Here is a 23,196-nt window from a genome sequence, read left to right as displayed (position 1 = left end):
CCTTTTCAGGGGCGCGAGTCTACTGTCATCCCGAGGCGAAGCCGAGGGATCTTTCCTGTGTCACTTCTTGCTGATGCCCCAGAACGCCGTGACCGGCGCGGTCACGGCCGGCGTCTCGATGTTGCTTCGCACCGCCCAGACGCCGACCCATTCACCGAGCGGGATGTGGGTCACCACCTCCATAGCGCGCTTCTGGACCGTCTCTGCCGCGGCCTTCTTCTCGGCCGGCGTGCCGGCGGCGATGAAGGCGTCGCGCAGCTTCTCGATTCCCTCGTCGCAGGGCCAGCCGGCGCGCGCCTTCTCGCAGGTCGCGGCGAGATTCGGCGTCATCAGCGGATCGAGGATGTCGACCTGCACCCAGCTGGTGCCGAAGGCGCTCCAGCCGCCGTCGGTCACCGGCCCCTTCTTGGTGGTGAGGCGGGTCACCATGCTCTGCCAGTCCATCGGCTGGACCTCGACCTTGAAGCCCGCCTTCTCGAGCTGCGCCTTGGCAACCGGCGCAAGCTGCTTGATGACGCCGAGATCCGACGGCTGCGGGATCACCACCAGCGCGCCGTCATACTTGGCCTCGGCCAGCAGCTCCTTGGCCTTGGCGATGTTTCCTTCGATCAGCCCGTCCATGCCGACCGTCGATTCCAGCGCCGTGCCGCAGGTGAACATCGCCTTGCACACTTTGTAGAATCGCTTGTCGCCAATGTTGGCCTCGAGGAACTCGGGCTGGCTCAGCGCATAGGCGGCGGCGCGGCGGACCTTCACGTCGTTGAACGGCGGCTGCAGCCAGTTCATGCGGAAGACGTACTGGTTGGAGGTCCGGCTGGTCAGGACTTTGACGCCCTTGGCCTTCTCCAGGATCGGCAGGTGGTCGTAGTTGACGCTCTCGATCATGTCGATCTCGCCATTCACGAGAGCGTTCATCTGGGTGTCGGCATCGGGGATCCAGACCCATTCGACGCGGTCGAGGTTCACCACCTTGCCGCCGGCCAGGCCCGACATCGGCTCGGGCCGCGGCTTGTACTTGGGGTTCTTGACGTAGACCAGCTTCTCGCCGGGCTTCCATTCGTCTTTCTTGAAGATGAACGGTCCCGAGCCGATCACGTTGTCGCTCTGGGTGAAGGCGTCCTGCGCCTCCGCCGCCTTCTTGGGGAAGATGAAGGGCACGACCACCGACGGCTTGCCGAGCGCCTCGAGCAGCGGCCCGAACTTCTGCTTGAGCAGGATCTGGAAGGTCCTGGCGTCGACCGCCTTGTACTCGGCCACCGAGGCGGCGAGCTTCTGGCCCATCGAATCGCGCGACGCCCAGCGCTTCAGCGAGGCGATGACGTCCTCCGACGTCACCGGCGCGCCGTCGTGGAACTCGAGGCCGTCGCGCAGGGTGAAGGTCCAGGTGAGGCCGTCCGGGCTGGTCTCCCACTTGTCGACCATCTGCGGCTTGACCTGCAGGTTCTCGTCGAGCGCGAACAGCGTGTCGTACAGCATGTAGCCGTGGTTGCGCGTGATGTAAGCGCCGCTCCACACCGGATCGAGCGCTTTCACGTCGGAATGCATGACGACCTTGAAGGTCTGCGCCGAGGCGAACGGCGCCGCGGCGAGGGTGGCCAACGCAACGGACGCAAGCAGGAGACGACGCATCTGAACCTCCTCTAGAGCTGGTAGACGCGGGATGCCGTGCCGGAGAACAGGGCCTTCTTCTCGTCGACCGAGGCCTTGGCGGTGATCCGCTTGAAGGCATTCCACAGCACGCCGTAGCCGCTGGTGATCTTGTCGACGGGGAAGTTGCTCTCGTACATGCAGCGGTGCGCTCCGAACAGCTCTATGCACGTTTCGACCCAAGGCCGGAACGCCTCGGCCAGCTCCTGCGAGCTTGGCGGCTTGGGCCGCTGGTAGAAGTCGAACCAGCCCATCGCCATGCCAAGCCCGCCGACCTTGACGGTGATGTTCTGGCGCTTGGCGAGCTCGGCCATGGTCTTCTTCCAGACGCCGCGCACCTCGTCATGGCGGTTGGCGTAGCCGGCATAGCCCAGCGGTCCGCCGATATGGTCGAGAATGATCGGGGTGTCGGGGTAGGCGTCGGCCAGCTCGGCGATCTCGGCGATCTGCGGATGGTAGAGCCAGGCGTCGAAGGTCAGGTTGCGCCTGGCCAGCGCCTTGAAGCCCTCGCGCCAGGTCTTGTCGCGGGTCAGCTCGGCCGTCGGATCGGTGCGCGAGTTGCGGATGCCGGGATCGGCGTCCCAGCCAGTCTGGTAGCGGATGCCCTTGAAGCGGCCGTTGCCGGCGGCGATCTGGGCATCGAACACCGCGCCCGCCTTCGCGCCCAGGCGCAGATCGACATGGCTGACGATGCCGGCGCAGGCGCGCAGGTTGCCGTAGATGCCGGAGGCGCTCATGGCGGCCACGCCATTGGCGAACTCGGTCTCGCCGAGGCAGCGCATCTCGGCCGGCCCTTCCTTGCGGTACATCGAATGGCAATCGACGAAGACGGTGCCGACGATGTTGTGGCCGGTTTGGGTGTCGGCCAGCAGGTCGTGGAACATGTAGTCGTTGCCCGCGCGCTGCCACAGATGGTGGTGCGGATCGACGATCGGCAGGTCGGGTTCCAGCGCAGGCTCGGCGGTCTTGGCGACCCATTCGAGATTGGGCGCGATCACATTGCCGAGCGTGGGCGTCGTTTCTGCCGCCATGGTTTCCTCCTACTCCTTACAAAACCGGCTGCTCCGCGATCATCGAGACGTGGGCGTGGATCACCTTCCAGCCGACATCGGGGAAGCGCACCCAGGTCTGGGTCTGCCGCCCGGTCTTGTCCTGCCCGCGGACCTTGTAGACCAGCGAGACCGTCGCAAGGTCGCGGCCCAGCGTGACGATGTCGAGGCGCAGCCGCTTCTCCTTGGTGCCGGGTCCGGGCGGCCGCGCGACGCGGAAGGCATGGATGCGATCGAAGCCGTAGCCGTGCTCGGCATTGGCGAGGCGGATGGTGTGCGGGCTCCGCCAGAAGGTCGAATCGAGCACCTCGACATCCTTGTCGATCAGCGCCTGCTCGTAGCGCTCGAAGAGAGCCGATACCTCGGCGACGACTTCGGGGATGTTCGGGGTGAGATCGGTCACGCGGCACGCTCTTTCGCAGGATTGCCCACCACCGTAGCACCGCTGCGCACGTCGCGCGTCACCACGGCGCCGGCGCCGACGATCGCATCGTCGCCGACGGTGACGCCTGGCAGGATGATCGCCGCGGCGCCGATCCACACGTTCCGGCCGATGGTGACGGGCGGGCCGAGCTCCAGGCCGGCGCGCCGTCGCGCCGGATCGCGCGGATGGTCGGCGGTGAGGATCTGCACGCCGGGGCCGATCTGCGTGCCGTCGCCGATCGCCACCTTCACGACGTCGAGGATCACGCAGTTGAAGTTGAGGAAGACGCCGCGGCCCAGGCTGATGTTGTAGCCGTAGTCGCAATGGAAGGGCAGCCGGATGTAGGCCCCCTCGCCGACCTCGCCGAGCAGCTCGCGCAGCATCGCGGGATAGTCGCGCTGGGTGCGGGCGATCGAGGCGTTGTAGCGGTCCATCCACTCCGCGACGCGCCGGCCGTCAGCCGCCAGTTCCTCGCCGGTCGCCACATAGAGCTCGCCCGCAAGCATCTTCTGCTTCTCGGTCGGCACTAACCCTCCGCCAGCGCGCGCGCCACGGCCACCAGGCTGGCGTCGCTGCCGCGCGGACCGATGATGGACAGACCGACCGGCAATCCGTCAACCGTTGCGCCGGGCAGACTGACCTGCGGATGGCCGGCAAGTCCGCCCTGCGCACAAAGACAGGTGATGCGGTCGCGCAGCGGATCGAGCACGGACAGCTTCTGTCCCACCGGCGGCGCCGGGAACGGCGTGGTCGGCAGGCACAGGATGGTGCCCTCGGGCAGCAGATGCGCCATCCGCCCGCGCGCCTCCTGGCGCATCAGGCTGGCCCAGCGCTGATCGGCGGCGGACACCATCGAGCCCTGCACCAGGGCGCGGGCGACCGAGAAGGCGAAGCGCGGATTGCGCTCGTCGAGCCACGTCTTGAAGGTGTTCCAGGCCTCGACCGGCTGCAGGCTGCGCTGCGCCATCGCCCAGGTCGAGAGGCCCTGCGGCGCCATGATGTCCTCGCGGCTGTGGCCGACCAGCTCGGCCAGCCGGGTCACCGTCGGACGTAGCGCCTGTGCGACGCCGGCATCGGCGAAGCCGAAGGTGTCGACCGCGATCACCAGCCTGGTCGGCAGCGCCCGCGGGATCGGCTCGCCCAGCATCGCCGCCGAGACCTTTGCGAAGGTCGCGGCATCGCGCGCGAACCAGCCGGTGGTGTCGGAGGTCGGCGCCTGGGGCATCATGCCGGTCGTGTCGATCCGGCCGTGCGTCGGCCGGATGCCGTAGAGGCCGCAGAAGCTCGACGGCACGCGCACCGAGCCGCCGGTGTCGGTGCCCAGCGCGGTGTCGCAGAGGCCCGCGGCCACGGCGGCCGCCGAGCCGGAGGACGAGCCGCCGGGCACGCGGCCCGGCGCGCGGACGTTCTTCGGCGTGCCGTCGAAGGCGTTCTCGCCCAGGATGCCGAGCGAGACCTCGTCGGTGACGGTCTTGCCGATCAGGGCGGCGCCGGCATCGAGCAGCGTCTGCACCGCCCAGGAATGCCGCGTCGGGATCGGCCGGCCGGTCGGCCAGTCGTGATTGCCGCCGCCGGTCGGCACGCCGGCGACGTCGAACAGGTCCTTGGCGGCGAAGGTCAGGTCCGACAGCGGCCCGCCCGCGCGGCCCTCGATCCGTACCCGCGGGCCGGGCACGAAGGCGCCGATGTCGTCGCTCATGGCGCTACTCCGCTGGCTGGGTGGTGCCCTGCTTGCGCTTGCCGCCGAAGATCCGCAGCTCGCCGAACTTCACGCCGAGCAGCCGGTCGAACCAGATGTAGACGACGGGCGTGATGAACAGCGTCAGGCACTGCGACACCAGGAGGCCGCCGACCACGGTGACGCCCAGCGGCTGGCGCAGCTCGGCGCCGGCGCCGGCGCCGATGGCGATCGGCAGCGAGCCGAGCAGCGCGCAGGTCGTGGTCATCATGATCGGCCGGAAGCGCAGCTCCGCGGCCTCGACGATCGCGTCCTGGGCCGAGGCGCCCTGGGCGCGCCGCACCAGCGCGAAATCGACCATCATGATGGCGTTCTTCTTCACGATGCCGATCAGCATGACGATGCCGATCATGGCGATGACCGAGAGATCCATGCCGAACAGCTCGAGCGTCAGCAGCGCGCCGATGCCGGCCGACGGCAGGCCCGACAGGATGGTCAGCGGATGGATGAAGTTCTCGTACAGGATGCCGAGGATGATGTAGATCACCAGCACCGCCGCGAACAGCAGCATGCCCTGGTTGGCGACCGCCTGCTGGAAGACCTGGGCGCTGCCCTCGAAGCTGGTGGCGATCTGCGCCGGCAGGCCGACCTCGGCCGCCACCTCCTGGATCGCCTTGACCGCCTCGCCGAGCGCAATGCCCTGCCCGAGGTTGAACGAGATCATGACCGCCGGCAGCTGTGCGATGTGGTTGACCGTGAGCGAGGTCGGCTTGTCGGTCTTCTTCGCCACCGTGTCGAGCGGCACCATCGCGCCGGTCGGCGTGCGGATCATGATCTTGCGCAGCACCTCGTTGACGTCGGCGTACCTGGGATCGGCCTCGAGGATGACCTGGTAGGTGTCGTCGGGCGCGTAGATGGTCGAGATCTGGCGCGTGCCGAAGGCCGAGTAGAGCAGCAGGCGGATCTGGTCGACCGACAGGCCGAGGCGCGAGGCGACGTCGCGGTCGACCTCGATCGAGGTCTGCCGGGCGCGCACCTGCAGGTCGGAGTTGACGTCGAGGATGATGGGGATGCGCTTCATGCGCTCCTCCATCAGCGGCGCGAACTGGCGCAGCGCCGCGAGGTCGCTGGAGCGCATGCCGAACTGGTACTGTGCGCGCGTCTGGGTGGTCGCGATGTTGATCGACTGGACCGACTGGAAATAGATGTTGATGCCCGGCACCGCGGCGGTCGCGCGGCGCAGTCGCGCGACCACCTGCTGCGAGGTGTCCTTGCGCTCCGGCTTGTTGCGCAGGGTGACGAAGATACGGCCCGAGTTCACCGTGTTGGCGGCATTGCCGCCGCCGACCGTCGACATCACCGACACCACGTCGGGATCGCGCCTGATGACCTCGGCGAGCACGCTTTGGCGCGCCACCATGGCGTCGAACGAGGCATCGTCGGGCCCGACCGTCGAGGCGCTGAGCTGGCCGATATCCTCGGTCGGGAAGAAGCCCTTGGGGATGTTCTGGAACAGGATCGCGGTGATCACGAAGGTGCTGAGCGTCACCGCCAGCACCAGGCGCGGCATCCGGACGGTGCGCCGGAGCGCCCAGCTGTAGCCTTCGGTGACCCTGTTGAAGCTCCATTCGAAGGAGCGCAGCAGGAAATTGTGCTTCTCGTGATGGTCGATCGGCTTGAGGAGCCGCGAGCACAGCATCGGCGTCAGGGTCAGCGACACGATGCCCGAGATCAGGATGGCCATCGAGATGACCATGCCGAACTCGTTGAACATGCGGCCGACCACGCCGCCCATGAACAGCACCGGGATGAACACCGCGACCAGCGACAGCGTCATCGACACGATGGTGAAGCCGACTTCCTTGGAGCCCTTGAACGCGGCGTCCATCGGCTTCTCGCCCGCCTCGATGTGGCGGACGATGTTCTCCAGCATGACGATCGCGTCGTCGACCACGAAGCCGACCGCGAGCGTCAGCGCCAGCAGCGAGATGTTGTCGATCGAGTGCCCGAGCACGAACATGCCGGCGAAGGTGCCGATCACCGAGATCGGCAGCGCGATCGCCGGGATCAGCGTGGCGCGGAAGCTGCGCAGGAAGAAGTAGATCGCGGTGATGACCAGGATGCCGGCGAGGCAGAGCGTGAACTCGACGTCCTCGATGGCGTCGCGGATCGACACCGAGCGGTCGTTCAGGATCTCGATGGTGACGCCGCTCGGCAGCTCGGCCTCGATCGCCGGCAGCATCGCCTTGACGCGGTCGATCACCTGCACGGTGTTGGCGTCGGGCTGGCGGTAGAGCGCCAGCAGGATGGCGCGCGTACCGTTCAGCCAGCTCGCCACCTTGTCGTTCTCGACGCTGTCGATCGCGGTGGCGACGTCGGAGATGCGCACCGGCGCGCCGTTCTGGAACGACACGATGACCGGATTGTAGTCGGCCGCCTTGTTGATCGGGCCGGTGGCGTCGAGGATGGCGTTCTGGCGCTGGTCGGCGATCGCGCCGAGCGGCTTGGTCGAGTTGGCCGCGACGATGGCGCTCTGCAGCTCGTTCAGCGTCAGCCCGCGCACCGCGAGCTGGTCGAGGTCGGCGCGCACCCGCACGGCGTACTTCTGGCTGCCGAAGATCAGCACCTGCGCCATGCCCGGCAGGGTCGAGATGCGCGGCAGGATCGAGCGGTTGGCGAAGGCGTCGATGTCGCTCAGCCGCACCTGCGAGGAGCTGAGCGACAGGAACATGATCGCGTAGTCCGCCGGGTTGACCTTACGGAAGCTGGGCGGCGTCGGCAGCTCGGGCGGCAGGCGGCGCAGCGACGAGGAGATCGCCGACTGGACGTCGAGGGCGGCACCGTCGATGTTCCGGTTGAGGTCGAACTGCAGGACGATCGAGGTGTTCCCCAGCGACGACGTCGAGGTCATCGTCGTGACGCCGGCGATGGTCGAGAACTGGCGCTCGAGGATGGTGGCGACCGAGGCCGCCATCGTCTCCGGCGAGGCGCCCGGAAGCTGGGCGGTGACCTGGATGGTCGGGAAGTCGACGCGCGGCACGGCGGCGACGGGAAGCTGCTTGTAGCCGAAGATGCCGGCAATGATGAACGACGCCATCACCAGGATGGTCATCACCGGGCGGCGGATGCAGATCGCGGACATCGAGGGCGCTCCCTAGCCGCGCGGCGCGGGGGCCTTGGGGGCCTCGTTGGTTGCCGGCTTGGGCGCGACCGCAGCGCCGTTGACCAGGCGGAGCTGGCCGTCGACGACGACCTGCTCGCCGGCGCTGAGGCCGGTGCCGACCACCGTCTCCCCCGCCTGGGTGCGCTTGACGCTGACCTGCCGGACCTCGGCGACGTTGCCCTTCACCACGAAGACGTACGGCCCCTGCGGGCCCAGCATCACGGCCGGCGCCGGCACCGGCAGCGCGCTGCTCTCGACGCCCAGCACGATCTCGGCCTTGATGAACTGGCCGGGCCACAGGCCCTCGTTGGCGTTGGCGATCTTGGCCTTGGCCATCACCGTGCCGGTCATCGGATCGACCGTGTTCTCGATGAAGGCGACCGCGCCCGACTGCTTGTGGCGCTCGTCGACGATGGCATTCACGACCACCGGCGCCTTGGCCATCGCCGCCCGCAGCTCGGGCAGGTAGACCTGCGGGATCGCGAACTGCACGTAGATCGGATCGACCTGGTTGATGGTCGCCAGCACCGCCGTCGCGGTGTTGTCGGCGACGCGCACCGTCGTGCCCACCTTGTTGGGGATCGAGCCGATGCGGCCCGACACCGGCGCGCGGATCTCGGTGTACGAAAGCTGGGCGAGGATGTTCTGGCGCATCGCCTCGTCGGATTCGAGCTGCGCCTCGGCCGCCTTCAGCGCCGTCATGTTGGTGTCGCGCGCGACCACCGTCGCCGCGCCCTTGGACACCAGGTCCTCGGAGCGCACCGTGTCGCGCTTGGCCTGGGCGACCTGCGCCTGGTCCTTGCGGATCTGCGCCTCGATCTGGGCGAGCTGGGCCTTGAGTGTGCGCTGGTCGAGCTCGAACAGCAGGTCGCCTTCCTTGACGAGGGCGCCCTCCTCGACCAGCAGCTTCATGATCTGGCTGTCGAGGCGCGGCTTGATCTGGACGGAGGCGATCGCCTGCACCGTGCCGACGGCCTCGACGACGATCGGCATCGACTTGGGCACGACCGCCGTCGTGACGACGGGAATCGGGCCGCCGAGATTGGCCCGCCCGCGCCGGCCCTGCGGTTGCGCTGAGGCTGCAGGGCTCGAGCCGCTCTCGGCAGCGCTGGCCGGCGTGCCGAGGCCGAGCCTCTGCGCCACCTCCGAGCGGTACTGCCAAGCCGCGCCACAGAGCACGACCGCCACCACAGCGAGGACCGCCCAACGGACCAAACGCATCGAGAACTCCCGAAAGCCCCAAACCCCCGAGCGGAATTATAGACGGCCCGCCCGGCCAGCACAGTAACAACCCGCTGTGTCTGCGGGATTGTGATGCAAAAAACCCGCCACAGAGGGGCGGGTTTTTCGTTGGAATCTCGGGAAAAGCGTCCGATCAGCGGCTGTAGTACTCGACGACCAGGGACGGCTCCATCTGCACCGGGTACGGCACGTCGGCCAGCTTGGGACCGCGGACGAAGGTGCCCTTCATGTCCTTGTGGTCCGCCGTGACATATTCCGGCACGTCGCGCTCGGCCGACTGGGTCGCTTCGAGGACCCGGACCATCTCCTTGGCCTTGCTCGTCAGCTCGATCACGTCGTTGTCCTTCACGAGGTACGACGCGATGTTCACCCGGCGGCCGTTGACCTTCACGTGGCCGTGGCTGACCAGCTGGCGGCTGGCGAACACGGTGATGGCGAACTTCATGCGGTAGATCACGGCGTCCAGGCGGCGCTCGAGGATCTCGACGAGGTTTTCGCCCGTGTCGCCGCGGCGGCGGACCGCCTCGAGGTAGTAGCGGCGGAGCTGCCGTTCGGACACCGAACCATAGTAGCCCTTGAGCCGCTGTTTCGCCATCAACTGCAGGCGATAGTCGGTCGGCTTCTGGCGGCCCTGGCCGTGCTGGCCGGGGCCGTATTCGCGCTTGTTGATCGGGGACTTCGGACGGCCCCACAGGTTGACCCTGAGGCGGCGGTCGATCTTGTACTTCGAATTCTCGCGCTTGCTCACGCGATGCTCCTTCGCTGTTGTGTCCGGATAGGCCTGATCCGCCCAGCGCCTGTTTACAGGCGCCTTGGCGAGGCGGGATGGGGGTCCGCCAAATGGACATTGGCGACCCACAACCACGTTCTCCGGAAGAAGCGCGGAACATACTGGCGAAACCGCGCCAGTCAAGCGGCGGTTATTGCTGCCGGATCAAGGGCTTAGATCTCGACCAGCACGACCTCATGGGTGACTTTGGCGGTCTTTTTGAACATCGCCGTCGCCGAGCAGTATTTTTCGTCCGACAGGCCGACCGCCCGCTCGATCAGCGGCCGGCTCAGTTTCCGGCCGCGCACGGTGTAGACCAGCTTCACCTCGGTGAAGACCTTGGGATGGTCGTCGGCCCGCTCGGCGACCAGCGAGACCTCGACGCCCTCGATGTCCTGGCGCTGCTTCCGGAGCATCGACACGACGTCGATCGCCGTGCAGCCCCCCATGCCCATCAGCATCACCTCCATCGGCCGAGAGGCCAAATTGCGGCCGCCGACATCGGGGGCGCCGCCCATGGTGATGGTGTGGCCGCTGCCGCCTTCGGCGACGAACAGGGCGCCGTCGACCCAGGAGATCTTGGCGGTGGTGGACATGCGGGCTCCGTGAACAAGGGCAGTATCGTGTCGCGGCGGACACTACCCTCTTCACCGGGCGGCGTGCACCCTCGGGAGAGCCCCGGCACGATCTCCAGCGCTGGGCCTGATGCACTGCGCGGCCGCGAGCGCTCCGGGGAGACGCCGTCGCAGAGGCTGCGGCGACGTCAATCCTCGTGCTCGCCCTTGCTCAGGAACTTGATGACGCCGTGGAAGGTGCGCACTTCCTGCTCGGTCATGGTGGCGCGCTGCAGCAACGCCCTGAGGTTGTTCACCATCGCCGGGCGCATCGCCTTGTGGCGCAGGAAGCCCGACTGGTCGAGCGCGCGCTCGAGATGGTCGAACAGGTTCTGCAGCTCGTCCTTGGTCGCGGGCCGCGTTGCATGGTCGGACATCCGCTCCTCGGGCGAGGCATCGCCCGAGGTCATCCATTCGTAGGAGACCAGCAGCACGGCCTGCGCCACGTTGAGCGACGAGAACTGCGGATTGAGCGGGATGGTGAGCGCGGTGTCGGCCAGTACCGCGTCGTCGTTCTCCAGCCCCGTGCGCTCGGGCCCGAACAGGATGCCGACCCGCTCGCCTGAGGCGATCCAGTCGCGCATATCGGCCGCCGCACGGCGCGCCGTCACGATGCGCTGCACCAGCTCGCGGGTGCGCGCCGTCGTGGCGACCACGCGCTGCAGGCCGTTCACCGCCTCGGCCACGCTGTCGAACACCTTGGCCTGGTCGAGGACCACGTCGGCGCCCGACGCGGCGCGCTGCGCCTTGTCATTGGGCCAGCCGTCGCGCGGCGCCACCAGACGCAGCTCCGAAAGACCGCAATTCAGCATGGCGCGCGCCGCCATCCCGATGTTCTCGCCGAGCTGCGGCCGCACCAGGATGATCACCGGCGCGGCGCCCGCAGTGGCCCGCCCTTTCGCTGCCTTAGCCATCTGTCATCCCGAGCGCCGCGAGGGATCTTTCAAGCCGCCAAACGCAGGAAGATCCGCCCAAGCCGGAGTCATCCACCAGCGCGTCCTTCTTTGAGCGCCGCCAATCTTTCATCTCCTTCTCGCGCGCAATCGCGTCGCCGATCTGTTCGTGCTCTTCGGCATAGACGAGAGTGTGCACGTTGTAACGCCGGGTGAAGAGGCCGCCCCTTCCATCCCGATGCTCTGCAACGCGCTTTTCAAGATCGTTCGTCACGCCGACATAGATAACGTTTCGGGCGGCGTTCGTCAGGATGCAGGTCCAGTACGTCGGCATGTATGGGGTTAAGGATCCCTCGCTACGCTCGGGATGACAGCCGAAGCTAGCGTCGGCTCGGGCGGGCCAGCATGGCCTGGCGGCGCATGAAGAACAGCAGCGGGATGAACAGGATGGCCGAGACCGCCAGCACCCGGAAATCGTTGAGGTAGGCGATGGTCGCGGCCTGGCGGTTCAGCTCCTCGGCCCACATGCCGATCAGCTTGTTGGGATCGTCGGTCGGCACCGAGCCGAACGGGAAGCCGCCCGTCATCGGCGTCCAGTAGTCGATCAGCCGCTCGCGGCTGATCGGCACGCCGTTCTGCATCGGGACGTAGCCGAACCGCCAGAACGGGTTGAACGGCGTCAGGTGCTCGGCGATCTCCGAGCGGTTGATCTGGACGTTGCGGTCGAGCAGCGCGACCAGCGCGGCGACGCCGATCGAGGCACCGAGATTGCGCATCAGCGCGTTCAGCGCCGCGCCCTCGGTGCGCACGCGCAGCGGCACCGTGGCGAAGGCGAGCGTGGTCAGCGGCGGGAACACCAGCCCCAGCCCGACACCCTGCAGGAAGCCGTTCCAGATGATGCGCCATTCGTCGACATCGAGCGTGAACAGCGTCATGTCGTAGAGCGACACGCCGCAGAGCATCAGGCCGATCGCGATCAGCCAGCGCGCATCGACCCGGCCGATCATGCGCGACACCGCGAACATGGAGATCATGGTGCCGATGCCGCGCGGCGCCATGACGATGCCGGTGGTGAACACCGGATAGCCCTTGAGCTGCTGCAGGAAGGGCGGCAGCAGCGTCGCCGTGACGATCATCAGCAGGCCGGTGACGGCGGTGAAGATGATGCCCAACATCAGGTTGCGGTCGCGGAACAGGTCGCGCGGCAGGAACGGATGGTCGTCGGTCAGCATGTGCAGCACGAACATCGCGGCCGCCACGCCAGCCACCACCGCCTCGACGATGATCTCCTTCGAGCCGAACCAGTCGACCGTCTCGCCGCGGTCGAGCATCAGCTGGAAGGTGCCGATGGCGATCGCCAGCAGGGTGAAGCCGAGCAGGTCGAATGGCCGCGGATTGTCGCTCGCCTTGTTCTTGACCAGGATCATCAGGCCGATCGCGCACAGGATGCCGACCGGCAGGTTGATGTAGAACACCCAGCGCCAGGAATACTCGTCGGTCAGCCAGCCGCCGAGCGTCGGGCCGCTGATCGGGCCCAGCATGGTGCCGACGCCCCACATCGCCATCGCCTTGCCCTGCTCCTCGCGGCTGTAGGCATCCATCATCAGCGCCTGGCTGAGCGGCACCAGGGCAGCGCCGCAGATGCCCTGCAGGGTGCGGAACGCCACGAGCTGCGGCAGCGTCTGGGCGGCGCCGCACAGCATCGACGCGATCGTGAAGCCGATCACCGAAGAGACCAGGATGCGCCGCACGCCGAAGCGCACGGCGCAGAAGCCGGCGAGCGGCGTCGCGATCGCCGCCGACACGATATACGAGGTGATCACCCAGGCGACCTGCTCCTGGGTCGCCGACAGCGAGCCCTGCATGTTGGGCAGCGCCACGTTGGCGATGGTGCCGTCGAGCGCCTGCATGATCGTGGCCATCATGACCACGACGGTCAGCCAGCGGCGGCGGCGAAGCTGGTCGGCGTCCATCAGGGCTGGGAGCGCGCCACTCCAGTGGCGCTCATTTTCGTCGATCGCGAGAGCATATGAGCGCGACTGGAGTCGCGCGCTCCCAGCGAAGACATCACAAACCGATGCTCTTGAGCAGGTCGGCGAAGCTGCGGCGGTGGCCGGTGTCGATCTCGATGGTCGTGCTCATGCCGACGCGCAGCGGCGGCGCGCCCTCGGAGCACTGCACCGAGGTGCGGAGCGGGATGCGCTGCACCACCTTGACCCAGTTGCCGGTCGCGTTCTGCGGCGGCAGCACGGCGAACTCGGCGCCGGTCGACGAGGCGAGCGAGGTCACCTTGCCGGTGCACCTCACGTCGGGATAGGTGTCGATCAGGATGGTGACCGGCTGGCCGACCCGCACGCGGGTGAGCTCGGTCTCCTTGAAGTTGGCCTCGATCCACAGGTCCGAATCGGCCACCACGGCGACCGACGGCACGCCCATCACTGCGAAGCTGCCCGGCACCAGTACCTTGGACACGATGCCGTCGATCGGCGCCTCGATGGTGGTGCGGCGCAGGTTCAGCAGCGCCTCCTGGCGCGCCGCCAGCATCTGCTTGACCCTGGGATGGTCGTCGACGCGGATCTTGGGATCGCCGGCGAGCTGCGCCTCGATGCGCTGCAGGTCCTCCTCGAGCGAGGAGATGCGCTGGCGCGCCACCTCGGCGCCCATGCGGGATTCGTCGAGCTTGGCGACCGGCGCGAACTTGCGATCGGCGAGGTCCTTCTGACGCTCGAAGTCGGCCTGGGCGTAGGTCTGCTGGCTCTGCGCCGCCTTGATGTCCTCGCGCTTGGTGCGCCACTGGGCGCGCAAGGATCGGATCTCGGCGCGCTGGATGTCGATGTCGGACTCGATCTTGGCGAGCGCCAGCCGGTAGGGCGTGTCGTCGAGCCGGTAGATCAGCTGGCCGCGCGAGACGTGCTGGTTCTCGCGCACCGCCACCTCGACGATCGGGCCGCTGAGCTCGGTGGCCATATAGACCCGGTCGCCCTTGACGTAGGCGTTGTCGGTCTCGACATAACGGCCGGCGCCCAGCCAGAAGAACAGCGCGATGGCGGCGGCCAGGAACGGCAGCGACCACATGAAGACCCGCGCCAGCACGCGCCCGCCCACGCGCGGGCGGCGCGCGACAGTCACCGCGATCGGCGGGGCCTGCGGCTGAAGCTGCTCTCCGTCCATTCTCTATATATGGTCTGCCGACGTAACCCGACCGTCAACTGACGGCGCAACATGGCTGGCTACGTCGGGGTAGCAGTACTGCCGACCGTACCGTTTCCTTGGCCGCCACCGGTTGCCGGCGCCGCGCCGTCCTTGAACAGCTTGTAGGTGATCGCGTCGTAGAGCGCGTTGTAGGAAGCGTCGACGATGTTGGGCGACACGCCGATGGTCGACCAGCGGCCCTTGCCGTCGGCGCTTTCGATCATGACTCGGGTGGTCGCTGCGGTGCCGCCGGCGGAGTCGAGGATGCGCACCTTGAAGTCAACCAGCCGCATGTCGGCCAAGCCCGGATAGACCGGGATCAAAGCCTTTCGCAGCGCAGCATCCAAGGCATTCACAGGGCCGTTGCCCTCGCCCACCTCCATGGCACGGCGGCCGGCGATGTCGAGCTTCACCGTCGCCTCCGAGAGCGCGATCAACTGGCCGCGGGCATTGACCCGCCGCTCGGCCAAAACGCGGAAGCTCTGCAGCGCGAAGTAGTCGGGCACGGTATGCAGCTCGTGCCGCGCCAGCAGCTCGAACGAGGCATCGGCGCCGTCATAGGCATAGCCCTCGGCCTCGCGCTCCTTGACGATCTCGAGGAGCCGAGCGACGCCCGGATTCTTCGCATCGACCTCGAGCCCGATCTGGCGGAAGCGCGCCATGATGTTGGAGCGGCCGGCCTGATCGCTGACCACGATGATGCGCTGGTTGCCGACCGTCTCGGGATCGACGTGCTCGTAGGTCCTGGGGTCCTTCTCGACGGCCGAGACATGCAGGCCGCCTTTGTGCGCGAAGGCGCGCGTGCCGACATAGGCGGCGCTGCGGTTGGTGCCGACGTTGAGGCGATCGTCGAGCAGTCGCGACAGATGCGTCAGCCGCTGCAGCGCGCCCTCCTTCAGCCCGGTCTCGAAGCCCATCTTGAGCACGAGGTTGGGGATCAGCGAGATCATGTTGGCATTGCCGCAGCGCTCGCCCAGCCCGTTGATCGTGCCCTGCACCTGGCGAACTCCAGCACGCACGGCGGCCAAGGTGTTGGCGACGGCGTTCTCGGTGTCGTTGTGGGTGTGGATGCCGAGGCGGTCGCCGGGAATGGTCTTCACCACGTCGCCGACGATGCGCTCGATCTCGTGCGGCAGGGTGCCGCCGTTGGTGTCGCACAGCACCAGCCAGCGCGCGCCGTTGGCCTCGGCCGCCTTCAGGCAAGCCATCGCGTAGTCGGGGTTGGCCTTGTAGCCGTCGAAGAAATGCTCGGCGTCGAACATCACCTCGTCCATGCGGCTCTTCGCGTGGGCGATCGAATCGCCGATCATGTCGACGTATTCATTGCGATCGAGCTCGAGCGCCACGTCGACGTGGAAGTCCCAGGTCTTGCCGACCATGCAGACGGTGCGCGCTCTGGTCTGCAGGATGGCGTTGAGACCGGGATCGTTGGCGGCGCTGCGGCCGGCGCGCCGCGTCATGCCGAAGGCCACGAACTTCGCGTTCTGGAATTCGGGCGGATCGGCGAAGAAGCGGTCGTCGGTCGGGTTGGCGCCCGGCCAGCCGCCCTCGATGTAGTCGATGCCGAGCCGGTCGAGCTCGCGCGCGATCGCCGCCTTGTCGGCGACGGTGAAGTCGACGCCCTGGGTCTGGGCGCCGTCGCGCAAGGTGGTGTCGAACAGGTAGACGCGGTTGGACGAGGTCATGACGCCGGCATCATAATGTCCACGGGGCGGAAAGACAGATGGCGTTGCAGCCTGGCCCTCGACAAGAATCCGGGAAAGAAACCGACATGACCACGCCTACGACCATCACCCATCTGCGCTCGACCCTGCTGCGCGTTCCGTGGCGCGGCGCGCCGCCGGCGGCGGGCGTCGTGCCGCCCGGGCCGCGCGAAATCTACGTGCTCGAGATCGAGACCCAGGGCGGCCTCACCGGCATGAGCTACCTGCATCCGCTGCGCGGCGGTCTGCAGACCATCGACGCCTGCATGAAGGAGCTGGTCGCGCCGCACGTGCTGGGCCGCGACGCCACCGAGATCGAGGGCATCTGGCAGACGCTCTACAAGAACAACTTCTGGCTCGGCCGCATGGGCGTCACGGTGTTCGCCCAGAGCGCCGTCGACATGGCGCTGTGGGACATCGTCGGCAAGCGCGCCGGCCTGCCGCTGTTCCGGCTGTGGGGGGCCGCTCGCGCCAAGGTGCCGGCCTACGGCTCGGGCTGCTTCCGCGGCCTCGGCCGCGACGGCATGATCGCCCGCGCCAAGGAGTTCACGGCGATGGGCCTGACGGCGATCAAGATGCAGGTCGCCCACATCCGGCCGTGGCGCGAGGACGTCCTGAACGTCAAGGCGATGCGCGAGGCGATGGGCGGCGGCATCGAGATCATGATCGACGTCAACATGGGCTGGGACGCCGACACCGCGATCCAGGCCGGCCATCGCATCGACGAGTACGACCCCTACTGGCTGGAGGAGCCGGTGGTGGCCGAGGACTTCGCCGGCTACCGCCGGATCGCGGCGGCGCTGCGCACCCGCGTGGTCGGCGGCGAGAGCCATTTCACGCGCAACGACCTCAGGCCCTTCCTCGAGCATCCCGGCGTGCCGATCCTGCAGCCCGACCCGATGCGCGGCGGCTACAGCGAGCTGCGCAAGATCGCCGCCGCGGCCGAGCCGTGGGGCATCACCGTCGCGCCGCATCTGTTCCACGAGCAGATGGTCCACCTGCTCGCGTCGATCCCCAACGCGAGCTATCTCGAGTACATGGACTGGAACGACGATCTGTGGATCGCGCCGATCCTGCCGGATACGAATGGTACAATGACGCCGCCCGAACGGCCGGGCCACGGGCTCGCCTTCCGTCCGGAAGTCTTGAAGGATCATCGCATCGGCGGGCAAAGTATGACCGCATGATCGGTCACGGCCTCGTCGCCCTCTTCCTCAGCCTGCTGTTCGCCGCGGTCGCCGAGGCGCAGTCGCTCAAGATCGCCGACCGCAAGGGCAGCAAGACCTTCAGCGCCGCCGACCTGCTGGCGAGCCCGCTGGCCCGCGACATCACGATCGCCCGCGATTCGGTCTACGGCCGGACGATGAGCTACCGGGCGATCCCGGTGCCGGAGCTGCTGAAGGGCCTCGAGCTCGACCCGAAGGACTATGTCGATTTCGTCGCGACCGACAAATTCTCGATCGGCATCCCGCTGCGGCTGCTGCTCAGGCCCGGCAGCGCCAGCCCGCACGCGTATCTGGCGGTCGAGGACCCGGCGCGGCCGTGGCCGGCGATGCCCGAGAAGGGCAAGGAGACGGCGGCCCCCTTCTTCATCGTCTGGCAGGACGCGAAGCCCGGCGAGATCAGCCCGGAATACTGGGTCTACAAGCTCGCCGCGATCGAGGTCGCCGACAGCCCCTACCTGCGCTGGCCGTCGCTCGAGGTCGCCGAAAGCCTGCCGGCGACCCATCCGGCGCGGCGCGGGCTCGACCGCTACGTGGCGCTGTGCATCTCCTGCCATCGCTTCAAGGGCGCGGGCCAGGGCGAGCAGGGTCCCGACCTCGGCCAGCCGATGAACCCGGTCGACTATTTCCAGCCGCTGGCGTTCCGCAAGTTCCTGCGCAGCTCCAAGCAGGTGCGCGACTGGCCCGACCGCAAGATGCCGAGCTTCAACGAGGAAGTGCTGAGCGACGAGGACATGGAGGCCGTCATCGCCTGGCTGACCTACAAGGCGCGTAACTAGCCGGTGCGCTGGCGTGCATCGCGGCTATCGACGTTGCGGTGAATTCGTTCCACCGCAAATTGCGCGAAGAGACCGCCATTCGGCATCGCTGAAGGCCGGCTTGCCGGTGGCAGGCTGGCGGGTGGCGGCGATGCGCTCGGCAGTCGGCGGATGGCTCGACCAGATGCCGACCGTCGCCGCCGCATCGTGCGGCTGGTCCTTCAGCATCTGCTCGAAGAAGCCGGCGATGCCGTCGGCGCGCAGGCCGAGCTTCTGCAGCAGCTCGACCCCGGTGGCGTCGGCATCGCGCTCGAAGGAGCGGCCGTTGCGCAGCGCCAGCAGCAGGCTGCCGCCCTGCCCGATCGTGCCGAGGTCGGAGAAGCCGCCGGTCATCGCCTTCAGCAACTGCTCCATACCGTACTGCCGCGCCAGCCCCTTGATCGCGTGGTAGTGCACGACATGGCCCATCTCGTGCGCCAGCACGCCGGCCACCTCGTTGCCGCTGTGCGCCTTGTCGATCAGGTCGGAATAGAAAACCAGGATGCCGCCCGGCAGGGTGAAGGCGTTGACCGGCCCGCCCTCCACCACATGCACCTCGACCGGATGTGGATAGTCGGCGGCCTCGGCAAGGCGGTTGGCGAGGCGGTTGATCACGGCGAGCCCGGCGCCGTAGCACTGCTTCTGCTCGCCGATCAGGTCGTCGGCGACGCTCGCGCCCAGCCGGTGCTGCAACTCGTACGGCACGTAGGGCGCGAGGGTGCTGCTGCCGACATCGATCGCCAGCCAGAACAGGCCGATCGCCGCCGCCAGCGTGGCACCGAACAGGGCAATGCGCGGCACCGCCCTGGCGCGCGGCCGGCCGAGCGGCGCCAGCGCCGGGATCAACTGGGCGAGCTGGCGGCGCAGCTCGGCGTCCTCGATCACCAGCCGCGCCTCCTCGCCGCGGCGGATCACCGGCGGCGCCTTCTCGTGCTCGGTGTCGCCCAGCACCTCGAGCTCGGCGGCGGGCCAGCGCGCGACCACGGCGGTGCCGTCGGCATCGGTGACGATCAGCTCGTGGCTGCCGGCGCGCACGCCGACCTCGCGGGCGATCGCCAGCTTGCCGTCGTAGTAGCGGGCGGAGGCCATGCTCAGAAGCCCGTGACGTCGAACATGTCGAGCAGGCCCTCGCCGAAGCGCGGGCCGCGGTCGGACGGCTGGCCGACCGCGGCCCCGTCGGGCGCGCCGTAGATCCAGAGCTGGCGCGAGATCAGCCGCAGCGTGCGGTGCATCACCCACGGCCAGCCGAGCCCCAGCGTCATCACGACGATCAGGTAGTTCAGCACCAGGAAGCCCCATATCTGCCGCGTGCTGACCGCCGTGGCGAACAGCACGTTGCCGGCGCGGGTGCGCGCCACCAGGTAGCGCAGCAGGTAGGCCTGCCACCAGCAGCGCAGCGGCAGGATCATCAGCCCGAACAGCGTGTAGAGGACGAAGAAGCCGATCACGAGGATCAGCACGGTGCGCAGGCTGAACGAGGTGAAGAGCTCGGCGAACGCCTCGCCCGTCAGGCCGAGACGCTCGCCGCCCAGGGTCACCGCCGTGATGCCGACGACGATCACCAGCCCCCACGCGGCGATGTTGAGGAAGTAATAGCCGATGTAGCGGCCGTAGATGTCGCCGGCACGGCCCGCGAAGTCGAGACGCAGGGTGCCGAGGAAGGCGTTGGCCAGCCGCGGCTTCGCCAGGGTGACCGACACCAGCGGCGTCAGCAGCTGGCCGGTCATGGCATTGGCCATGTTCATCACCGTGGCGAGCCCGCCATAGCTCCAGGCCGAGCCCGCCATGCCGCAGCGGACGCCGCGCCAGCGCGTGCGCGTGAGCCGGTAGCGCAGGCCGGCATACTGGCCGACGAAGGCGAGCGGGATGCCGATGAAGGCGATCGACAGATAGAAGAGATTGAGGAAGCCCAGGCCGGGCAGCGTCACCTCGTGGAAGACGAACTCCCAGACCAGCCACATCAGGCCGCCCCACAGGCCGAGGATCACCAGCACGAACACGAAGCCCAGGAACAGCTCGATGCCGCGGCCGCGATACTCGAAGCGGTCGCCCAGGATCGAGACATGGTTCCAGAGATAGCGCCGCAGCCGGGTGCGGCCCCAGAAGCGCGACCAGCCGAGCGTCAGCACCATCAGGGTGAGATGGCGCAGATAGATGCCGTAGAGCTCGCTCAACTGGCCGTCGTAGACGGGGCGGCTCGGGGTCAGGTCCGGCTGGGCCGCAACCGCGGTCGGTTGAGCCACCGGCTGTCCCTCGGGCTGACCCCAGGGGGCTGAAATGTCGGTCACGAAAGGATCCCCGTCCCTCAAGCTGCAACGCGAAACTTTATGCTGCGCCGCAGCATTGTTCGGTGTACGCAGTTTACACCATGACCAAGCCGACCCGCGACCAACCTCCCAAAGACCGGCCCTGGTTGATCCGGACCTATGCCGGCCATTCCACGGCCGCCAAGTCCAACGAGCTCTACCGCAAGAACCTGGCGCGCGGTCAGACCGGCCTGTCGGTCGCCTTCGACCTGCCGACCCAGACCGGCTACGACAGCGACCATCCGCTGGCCAAGGGCGAGGTCGGCAAGGTCGGCGTGCCGATCAGCCATCTCGGCGACATGCGCACGCTGTTCGACGGCATCCCGCTCGACCGCATGAACACGTCGATGACCATCAACGCGCCGGCGGCGTGGCTGCTCTCTCTTTATATCGCCGCCGCCGAGGCTGAGGGCGTCGAGCGCGCCAGGCTGCAGGGCACGACTCAGAACGACATCATCAAGGAGTACTTGAGCCGCGGGACCTACATCTTCCCGCCCGAGCCGTCGCTCAGGCTGACCGCCGACACGATCGGCTTCACCTATCGCGAGGTTCCCAAGTGGAACCCGATGAACGTCTGCAGCTATCACCTGCAGGAAGCCGGCGCGACGCCGATGCAGGAGCTGGCCTTCGCGCTCGCCAACGCGATCGCCGTGCTCGACGCGGTGCGCAGCCGCGGCCAGGTGCCGGAGTCCGAGTTCCCGCAGGTGGTGGGCCGCATCTCGTTCTTCGTGAACGCCGGCATCCGCTTCGTCACCGAGATCTGCAAGATGCGCGCCTTCGCCGAGTTGTGGGACGACATCACCCACACCCGCTACGGCGTCGTCGACGCCAAGCAGCGGCTGTTCCGCTACGGCGTGCAGGTGAACTCGCTCGGCCTGACCGAGCAGCAGCCGGAGAACAACGTCTACCGCATCCTGCTCGAGATGCTGGCCGTGGTGATGAGCAAGAACGCCCGCGCCCGCTCGGTGCAGCTTCCCGCCTGGAACGAGGCGCTCGGCCTGCCGCGGCCGTGGGACCAGCAATGGTCGCTGCGCCTGCAGCAGATCGTGGCCTTCGAGACCGACCTCCTGGAATACGCCGACATCTTCGACGGCAGCCTGGAGATCGCCAAGAAGGTCGAGCAGCTCAAGGCCGAGGCGCTGGCCGAGATGCAGCGCATCGCCGACATGGGCGGCGCGGTCGCGGCAGTCGACTCCGCCTACATGAAGCAGCGGCTGGTCGAGTCGAACCTGAAGCGCCTCGCCGCCATCGAATCGGGCGAGCAGACGGTGGTCGGCGTCAACGCCTACACCGAGGGCGAGCCCTCGCCGCTCAGCGGCGGCGACGGCGCGATCCTCACCGTCGACGCCTCGGTCGAGCGCGAGCAGGTCGAGCGCCTGAACGCCTGGCGCGCCGAGCGCGACGGCGCCGCGGTGAAAGCCGCCCTCGCCGACCTGACCGCAGCGGCGAAGGAAGACCGCAACGTCATGCCGGCCTCGATCGCCTGCGCCCAGGCGGGCGTCACCACCGGCGAATGGACCGAGACCCTGCGCACGGTGTTCGGCGAGTACCGCGCGCCGACCGGCGTCGCGCGCGCGATCGGCGTCACCGACGGCCGCCTCGAGGCGGCGCGGCGCGAGGTCGAGACGGTGTCGCGGCGGCTCGGCCGGCGCATCAAGATCCTGGTCGGCAAGCCCGGCCTCGACGGCCATTCCAACGGCGCCGAGCAGATCGCCGTGCGCGCCCGCGACTGCGGCATGGAGGTCGTCTACGAGGGCATCCGGCTGACGCCCGAGCGCATCGTCAATGCCGCGCTCGAGGAGAGCGTGCATGTGGTCGGCCTGTCGATCCTGTCGGGCGGCCATGTCTCGCTGGTGCAGGACGTGCTGGCGGGCCTCGCCAAGGCCGGCATCGCCGACGTGCCGGTGGTGGTCGGCGGCATCATCCCGCCGGCCGACGCCGAGCTGCTGACCAGGGCCGGCGTCGCGCGCGTCTACACGCCCAAGGACTTCGACCTGACGCAGATCATGCGCGACATCGTCCAGGTGGTGGACAGCGCCTGGAAGGAAGCGGCTTAGAAGTCCCATGCGCGCGGCCCGGGATTCGGGCACCAACGTGATTGTGTAACGGACGGGACCAACTCTAAGAGTCGCGCGTGCGGAACAGCCGTCTCTCGCTTGTCGATCGGGCCCTGCGCCTGATCTGCGCCTTCGCCGTGGCGTTGGTGACGACGTTCCATGTCTGCGACGCCACAAGCGCCAATGTCGTCGAGCTGGTATCCTTGTCGATGAAGACGGACGACGACGCGGGCAAGTCGCCATCGAGCGGCCTCGCCGCTGTCGAAAAGTGTCACACCTGCGCCGTGGCCTCGCTTGCCGTCTCCGTGCCGGCCGAACCGGGTGTCGCGGTCGTGCGGGACGTTCCCGCGGGCACGATCCTGCACGTCTCGACGTTCCAACAACCGACCGTCGGTCCGCCTCCCCGAGCCTGATTCCGATCGCCTGACTGCGCGCCCGC

General features: G+C 67.9%; 20 protein-coding genes. 4 read left to right on the top strand and 16 right to left on the bottom strand.

Annotated features, from left to right (window positions below; translation table 11 throughout):
* Nucleotides 1–60: 60 nt before the first annotated feature.
* From J0J01_RS05935 to cimA, 14 genes are all read right to left on the bottom strand, one after another.
* Complete coding sequence (locus J0J01_RS05935; RefSeq protein WP_296379311.1) at nt 61–1,629, bottom strand: ABC transporter substrate-binding protein; 1,569 nt, start codon at nt 1,627–1,629, stop codon at nt 61–63.
* An 11-nt stretch (nt 1,630–1,640) separates the two neighbouring features.
* Complete coding sequence (locus J0J01_RS05930) at nt 1,641–2,678, bottom strand: amidohydrolase family protein (protein WP_296379310.1); 1,038 nt, start codon at nt 2,676–2,678, stop codon at nt 1,641–1,643.
* Between the two features lie 16 nt (nt 2,679–2,694).
* Nucleotides 2,695–3,099: an oxalurate catabolism protein HpxZ gene (gene hpxZ, locus J0J01_RS05925; RefSeq protein ID WP_296379309.1), complete on the bottom strand. Its 405-nt coding sequence runs from the start codon at nt 3,097–3,099 to the stop codon at nt 2,695–2,697.
* The gene (locus tag J0J01_RS05920; protein WP_296379308.1) at nt 3,096–3,647 is read right to left on the bottom strand and encodes a sugar O-acetyltransferase; all 552 of its coding nucleotides are present in this window, start codon (nt 3,645–3,647) and stop codon (nt 3,096–3,098) included. The genes hpxZ and J0J01_RS05920 overlap by 4 nt, the downstream gene beginning before the upstream one ends.
* On the bottom strand, nt 3,647–4,819 hold the full coding sequence (locus J0J01_RS05915) for an amidase (RefSeq protein WP_296379307.1): 1,173 nt from the start codon (nt 4,817–4,819) through the stop codon (nt 3,647–3,649). Before J0J01_RS05915 ends, J0J01_RS05920 begins: the two co-directional genes overlap by 1 nt.
* Before the next feature lie 4 nt (nt 4,820–4,823).
* Nucleotides 4,824–7,940 (bottom strand): efflux RND transporter permease subunit, encoded by a 3,117-nt coding sequence (locus J0J01_RS05910; RefSeq protein WP_296379305.1) that lies wholly within the window; start codon nt 7,938–7,940, stop codon nt 4,824–4,826.
* A gap of 12 nt (nt 7,941–7,952) precedes the next feature.
* The gene (locus J0J01_RS05905; protein WP_296379304.1) at nt 7,953–9,182 is read right to left on the bottom strand and encodes an efflux RND transporter periplasmic adaptor subunit; all 1,230 of its coding nucleotides are present in this window, start codon (nt 9,180–9,182) and stop codon (nt 7,953–7,955) included.
* Between the two features lie 154 nt (nt 9,183–9,336).
* Entirely contained in the window at nt 9,337–9,951 is a 615-nt protein-coding gene (gene rpsD / locus J0J01_RS05900) for a 30S ribosomal protein S4 (protein ID WP_296379303.1), read from the bottom strand.
* A gap of 194 nt (nt 9,952–10,145) precedes the next feature.
* The gene (locus J0J01_RS05895) at nt 10,146–10,568 is read right to left on the bottom strand and encodes an OsmC family protein (RefSeq protein ID WP_296379302.1); all 423 of its coding nucleotides are present in this window, start codon (nt 10,566–10,568) and stop codon (nt 10,146–10,148) included.
* A gap of 167 nt (nt 10,569–10,735) precedes the next feature.
* Nucleotides 10,736–11,500 (bottom strand): RNA methyltransferase, encoded by a 765-nt coding sequence (locus J0J01_RS05890; RefSeq protein WP_296379301.1) that lies wholly within the window; start codon nt 11,498–11,500, stop codon nt 10,736–10,738.
* Nucleotides 11,493–11,813, bottom strand: a complete 321-nt coding sequence (locus J0J01_RS05885) for a GIY-YIG nuclease family protein (RefSeq protein WP_296379300.1) — start codon at nt 11,811–11,813, stop codon at nt 11,493–11,495. Before J0J01_RS05885 ends, J0J01_RS05890 begins: the two co-directional genes overlap by 8 nt.
* Nucleotides 11,814–11,859: 46 nt before the next feature.
* Complete coding sequence (locus tag J0J01_RS05880; protein WP_296379299.1) at nt 11,860–13,452, bottom strand: DHA2 family efflux MFS transporter permease subunit; 1,593 nt, start codon at nt 13,450–13,452, stop codon at nt 11,860–11,862.
* Between the two features lie 94 nt (nt 13,453–13,546).
* A complete protein-coding gene (locus tag J0J01_RS05875) occupies nt 13,547–14,650 on the bottom strand; it encodes an HlyD family secretion protein (RefSeq protein WP_296379298.1) in 1,104 nt (367 codons plus the stop codon).
* 59 nt (nt 14,651–14,709) lie between these two features.
* The gene (cimA, locus tag J0J01_RS05870) at nt 14,710–16,356 is read right to left on the bottom strand and encodes a citramalate synthase (RefSeq protein WP_296379297.1); all 1,647 of its coding nucleotides are present in this window, start codon (nt 16,354–16,356) and stop codon (nt 14,710–14,712) included.
* An 86-nt stretch (nt 16,357–16,442) separates the two neighbouring features.
* On the opposite strand from cimA, the gene J0J01_RS05865 reads away from it, so the two are divergent.
* On the top strand, nt 16,443–17,561 hold the full coding sequence (locus tag J0J01_RS05865; RefSeq protein WP_296379296.1) for a mandelate racemase/muconate lactonizing enzyme family protein: 1,119 nt from the start codon (nt 16,443–16,445) through the stop codon (nt 17,559–17,561).
* Complete coding sequence (locus J0J01_RS05860) at nt 17,558–18,376, top strand: cytochrome c (RefSeq protein ID WP_296379295.1); 819 nt, start codon at nt 17,558–17,560, stop codon at nt 18,374–18,376. The genes J0J01_RS05865 and J0J01_RS05860 overlap by 4 nt, the downstream gene beginning before the upstream one ends.
* Before the next feature lie 24 nt (nt 18,377–18,400).
* Here the strand turns inward: J0J01_RS05860 and J0J01_RS05855 are convergent, their stop codons facing one another.
* Both J0J01_RS05855 and J0J01_RS05850 read right to left on the bottom strand, forming a co-directional pair.
* Nucleotides 18,401–19,483, bottom strand: a complete 1,083-nt coding sequence (locus tag J0J01_RS05855) for a M48 family metallopeptidase (protein ID WP_296379294.1) — start codon at nt 19,481–19,483, stop codon at nt 18,401–18,403.
* Nucleotides 19,484–19,485: 2 nt separating this feature from the next.
* Nucleotides 19,486–20,682 carry a DUF898 family protein gene (locus J0J01_RS05850; protein ID WP_296379293.1) on the bottom strand — a complete coding sequence of 399 codons (1,197 nt, stop codon included), beginning with the start codon at nt 20,680–20,682 and terminating at the stop codon, nt 19,486–19,488.
* Between the two features lie 80 nt (nt 20,683–20,762).
* Between J0J01_RS05850 and J0J01_RS05845 the strand changes: the two genes are divergently transcribed.
* Both J0J01_RS05845 and J0J01_RS05840 read left to right on the top strand, forming a co-directional pair.
* Complete coding sequence (locus J0J01_RS05845) at nt 20,763–22,757, top strand: protein meaA (RefSeq protein WP_296379292.1); 1,995 nt, start codon at nt 20,763–20,765, stop codon at nt 22,755–22,757.
* A gap of 77 nt (nt 22,758–22,834) precedes the next feature.
* Nucleotides 22,835–23,170: a hypothetical protein gene (locus J0J01_RS05840; RefSeq protein WP_296379291.1), complete on the top strand. Its 336-nt coding sequence runs from the start codon at nt 22,835–22,837 to the stop codon at nt 23,168–23,170.
* The last annotated feature ends 26 nt before the right edge of the window (nt 23,171–23,196 follow it).

The sequence above is a fragment of the Reyranella sp. genome, from assembly GCF_017305915.1.
Classification (GTDB): domain Bacteria; phylum Pseudomonadota; class Alphaproteobacteria; order Reyranellales; family Reyranellaceae; genus Reyranella.
The sequence above is the reverse complement of the archived record's forward strand: the minus strand, read 5'-3'. Positions and strand labels throughout refer to the sequence as shown.

Coding starts and splice junctions, on each gene's coding strand:
- J0J01_RS05855 (WP_296379294.1), bottom strand. CDS start 19,483: ATGGCCTCCGCCCGCTACTACGACGGCAAGCTGGCGATCGCCCGCGAG.
- J0J01_RS05930 (WP_296379310.1), bottom strand. CDS start 2,678: ATGGCGGCAGAAACGACGCCCACGCTCGGCAATGTGATCGCGCCCAAT.
- J0J01_RS05905 (WP_296379304.1), bottom strand. CDS start 9,182: ATGCGTTTGGTCCGTTGGGCGGTCCTCGCTGTGGTGGCGGTCGTGCTC.
- J0J01_RS05935 (WP_296379311.1), bottom strand. CDS start 1,629: ATGCGTCGTCTCCTGCTTGCGTCCGTTGCGTTGGCCACCCTCGCCGCG.
- J0J01_RS05895 (WP_296379302.1), bottom strand. CDS start 10,568: ATGTCCACCACCGCCAAGATCTCCTGGGTCGACGGCGCCCTGTTCGTC.
- J0J01_RS05890 (WP_296379301.1), bottom strand. CDS start 11,500: ATGGCTAAGGCAGCGAAAGGGCGGGCCACTGCGGGCGCCGCGCCGGTG.
- J0J01_RS05845 (WP_296379292.1), top strand. CDS start 20,763: ATGACCAAGCCGACCCGCGACCAACCTCCCAAAGACCGGCCCTGGTTG.
- J0J01_RS05885 (WP_296379300.1), bottom strand. CDS start 11,813: ATGCCGACGTACTGGACCTGCATCCTGACGAACGCCGCCCGAAACGTT.
- J0J01_RS05915 (WP_296379307.1), bottom strand. CDS start 4,819: ATGAGCGACGACATCGGCGCCTTCGTGCCCGGCCCGCGGGTACGGATC.
- J0J01_RS05865 (WP_296379296.1), top strand. CDS start 16,443: ATGACCACGCCTACGACCATCACCCATCTGCGCTCGACCCTGCTGCGC.
- J0J01_RS05880 (WP_296379299.1), bottom strand. CDS start 13,452: ATGGACGCCGACCAGCTTCGCCGCCGCCGCTGGCTGACCGTCGTGGTC.
- J0J01_RS05860 (WP_296379295.1), top strand. CDS start 17,558: ATGATCGGTCACGGCCTCGTCGCCCTCTTCCTCAGCCTGCTGTTCGCC.
- J0J01_RS05910 (WP_296379305.1), bottom strand. CDS start 7,940: ATGTCCGCGATCTGCATCCGCCGCCCGGTGATGACCATCCTGGTGATG.
- cimA (WP_296379297.1), bottom strand. CDS start 16,356: ATGACCTCGTCCAACCGCGTCTACCTGTTCGACACCACCTTGCGCGAC.
- J0J01_RS05875 (WP_296379298.1), bottom strand. CDS start 14,650: ATGGACGGAGAGCAGCTTCAGCCGCAGGCCCCGCCGATCGCGGTGACT.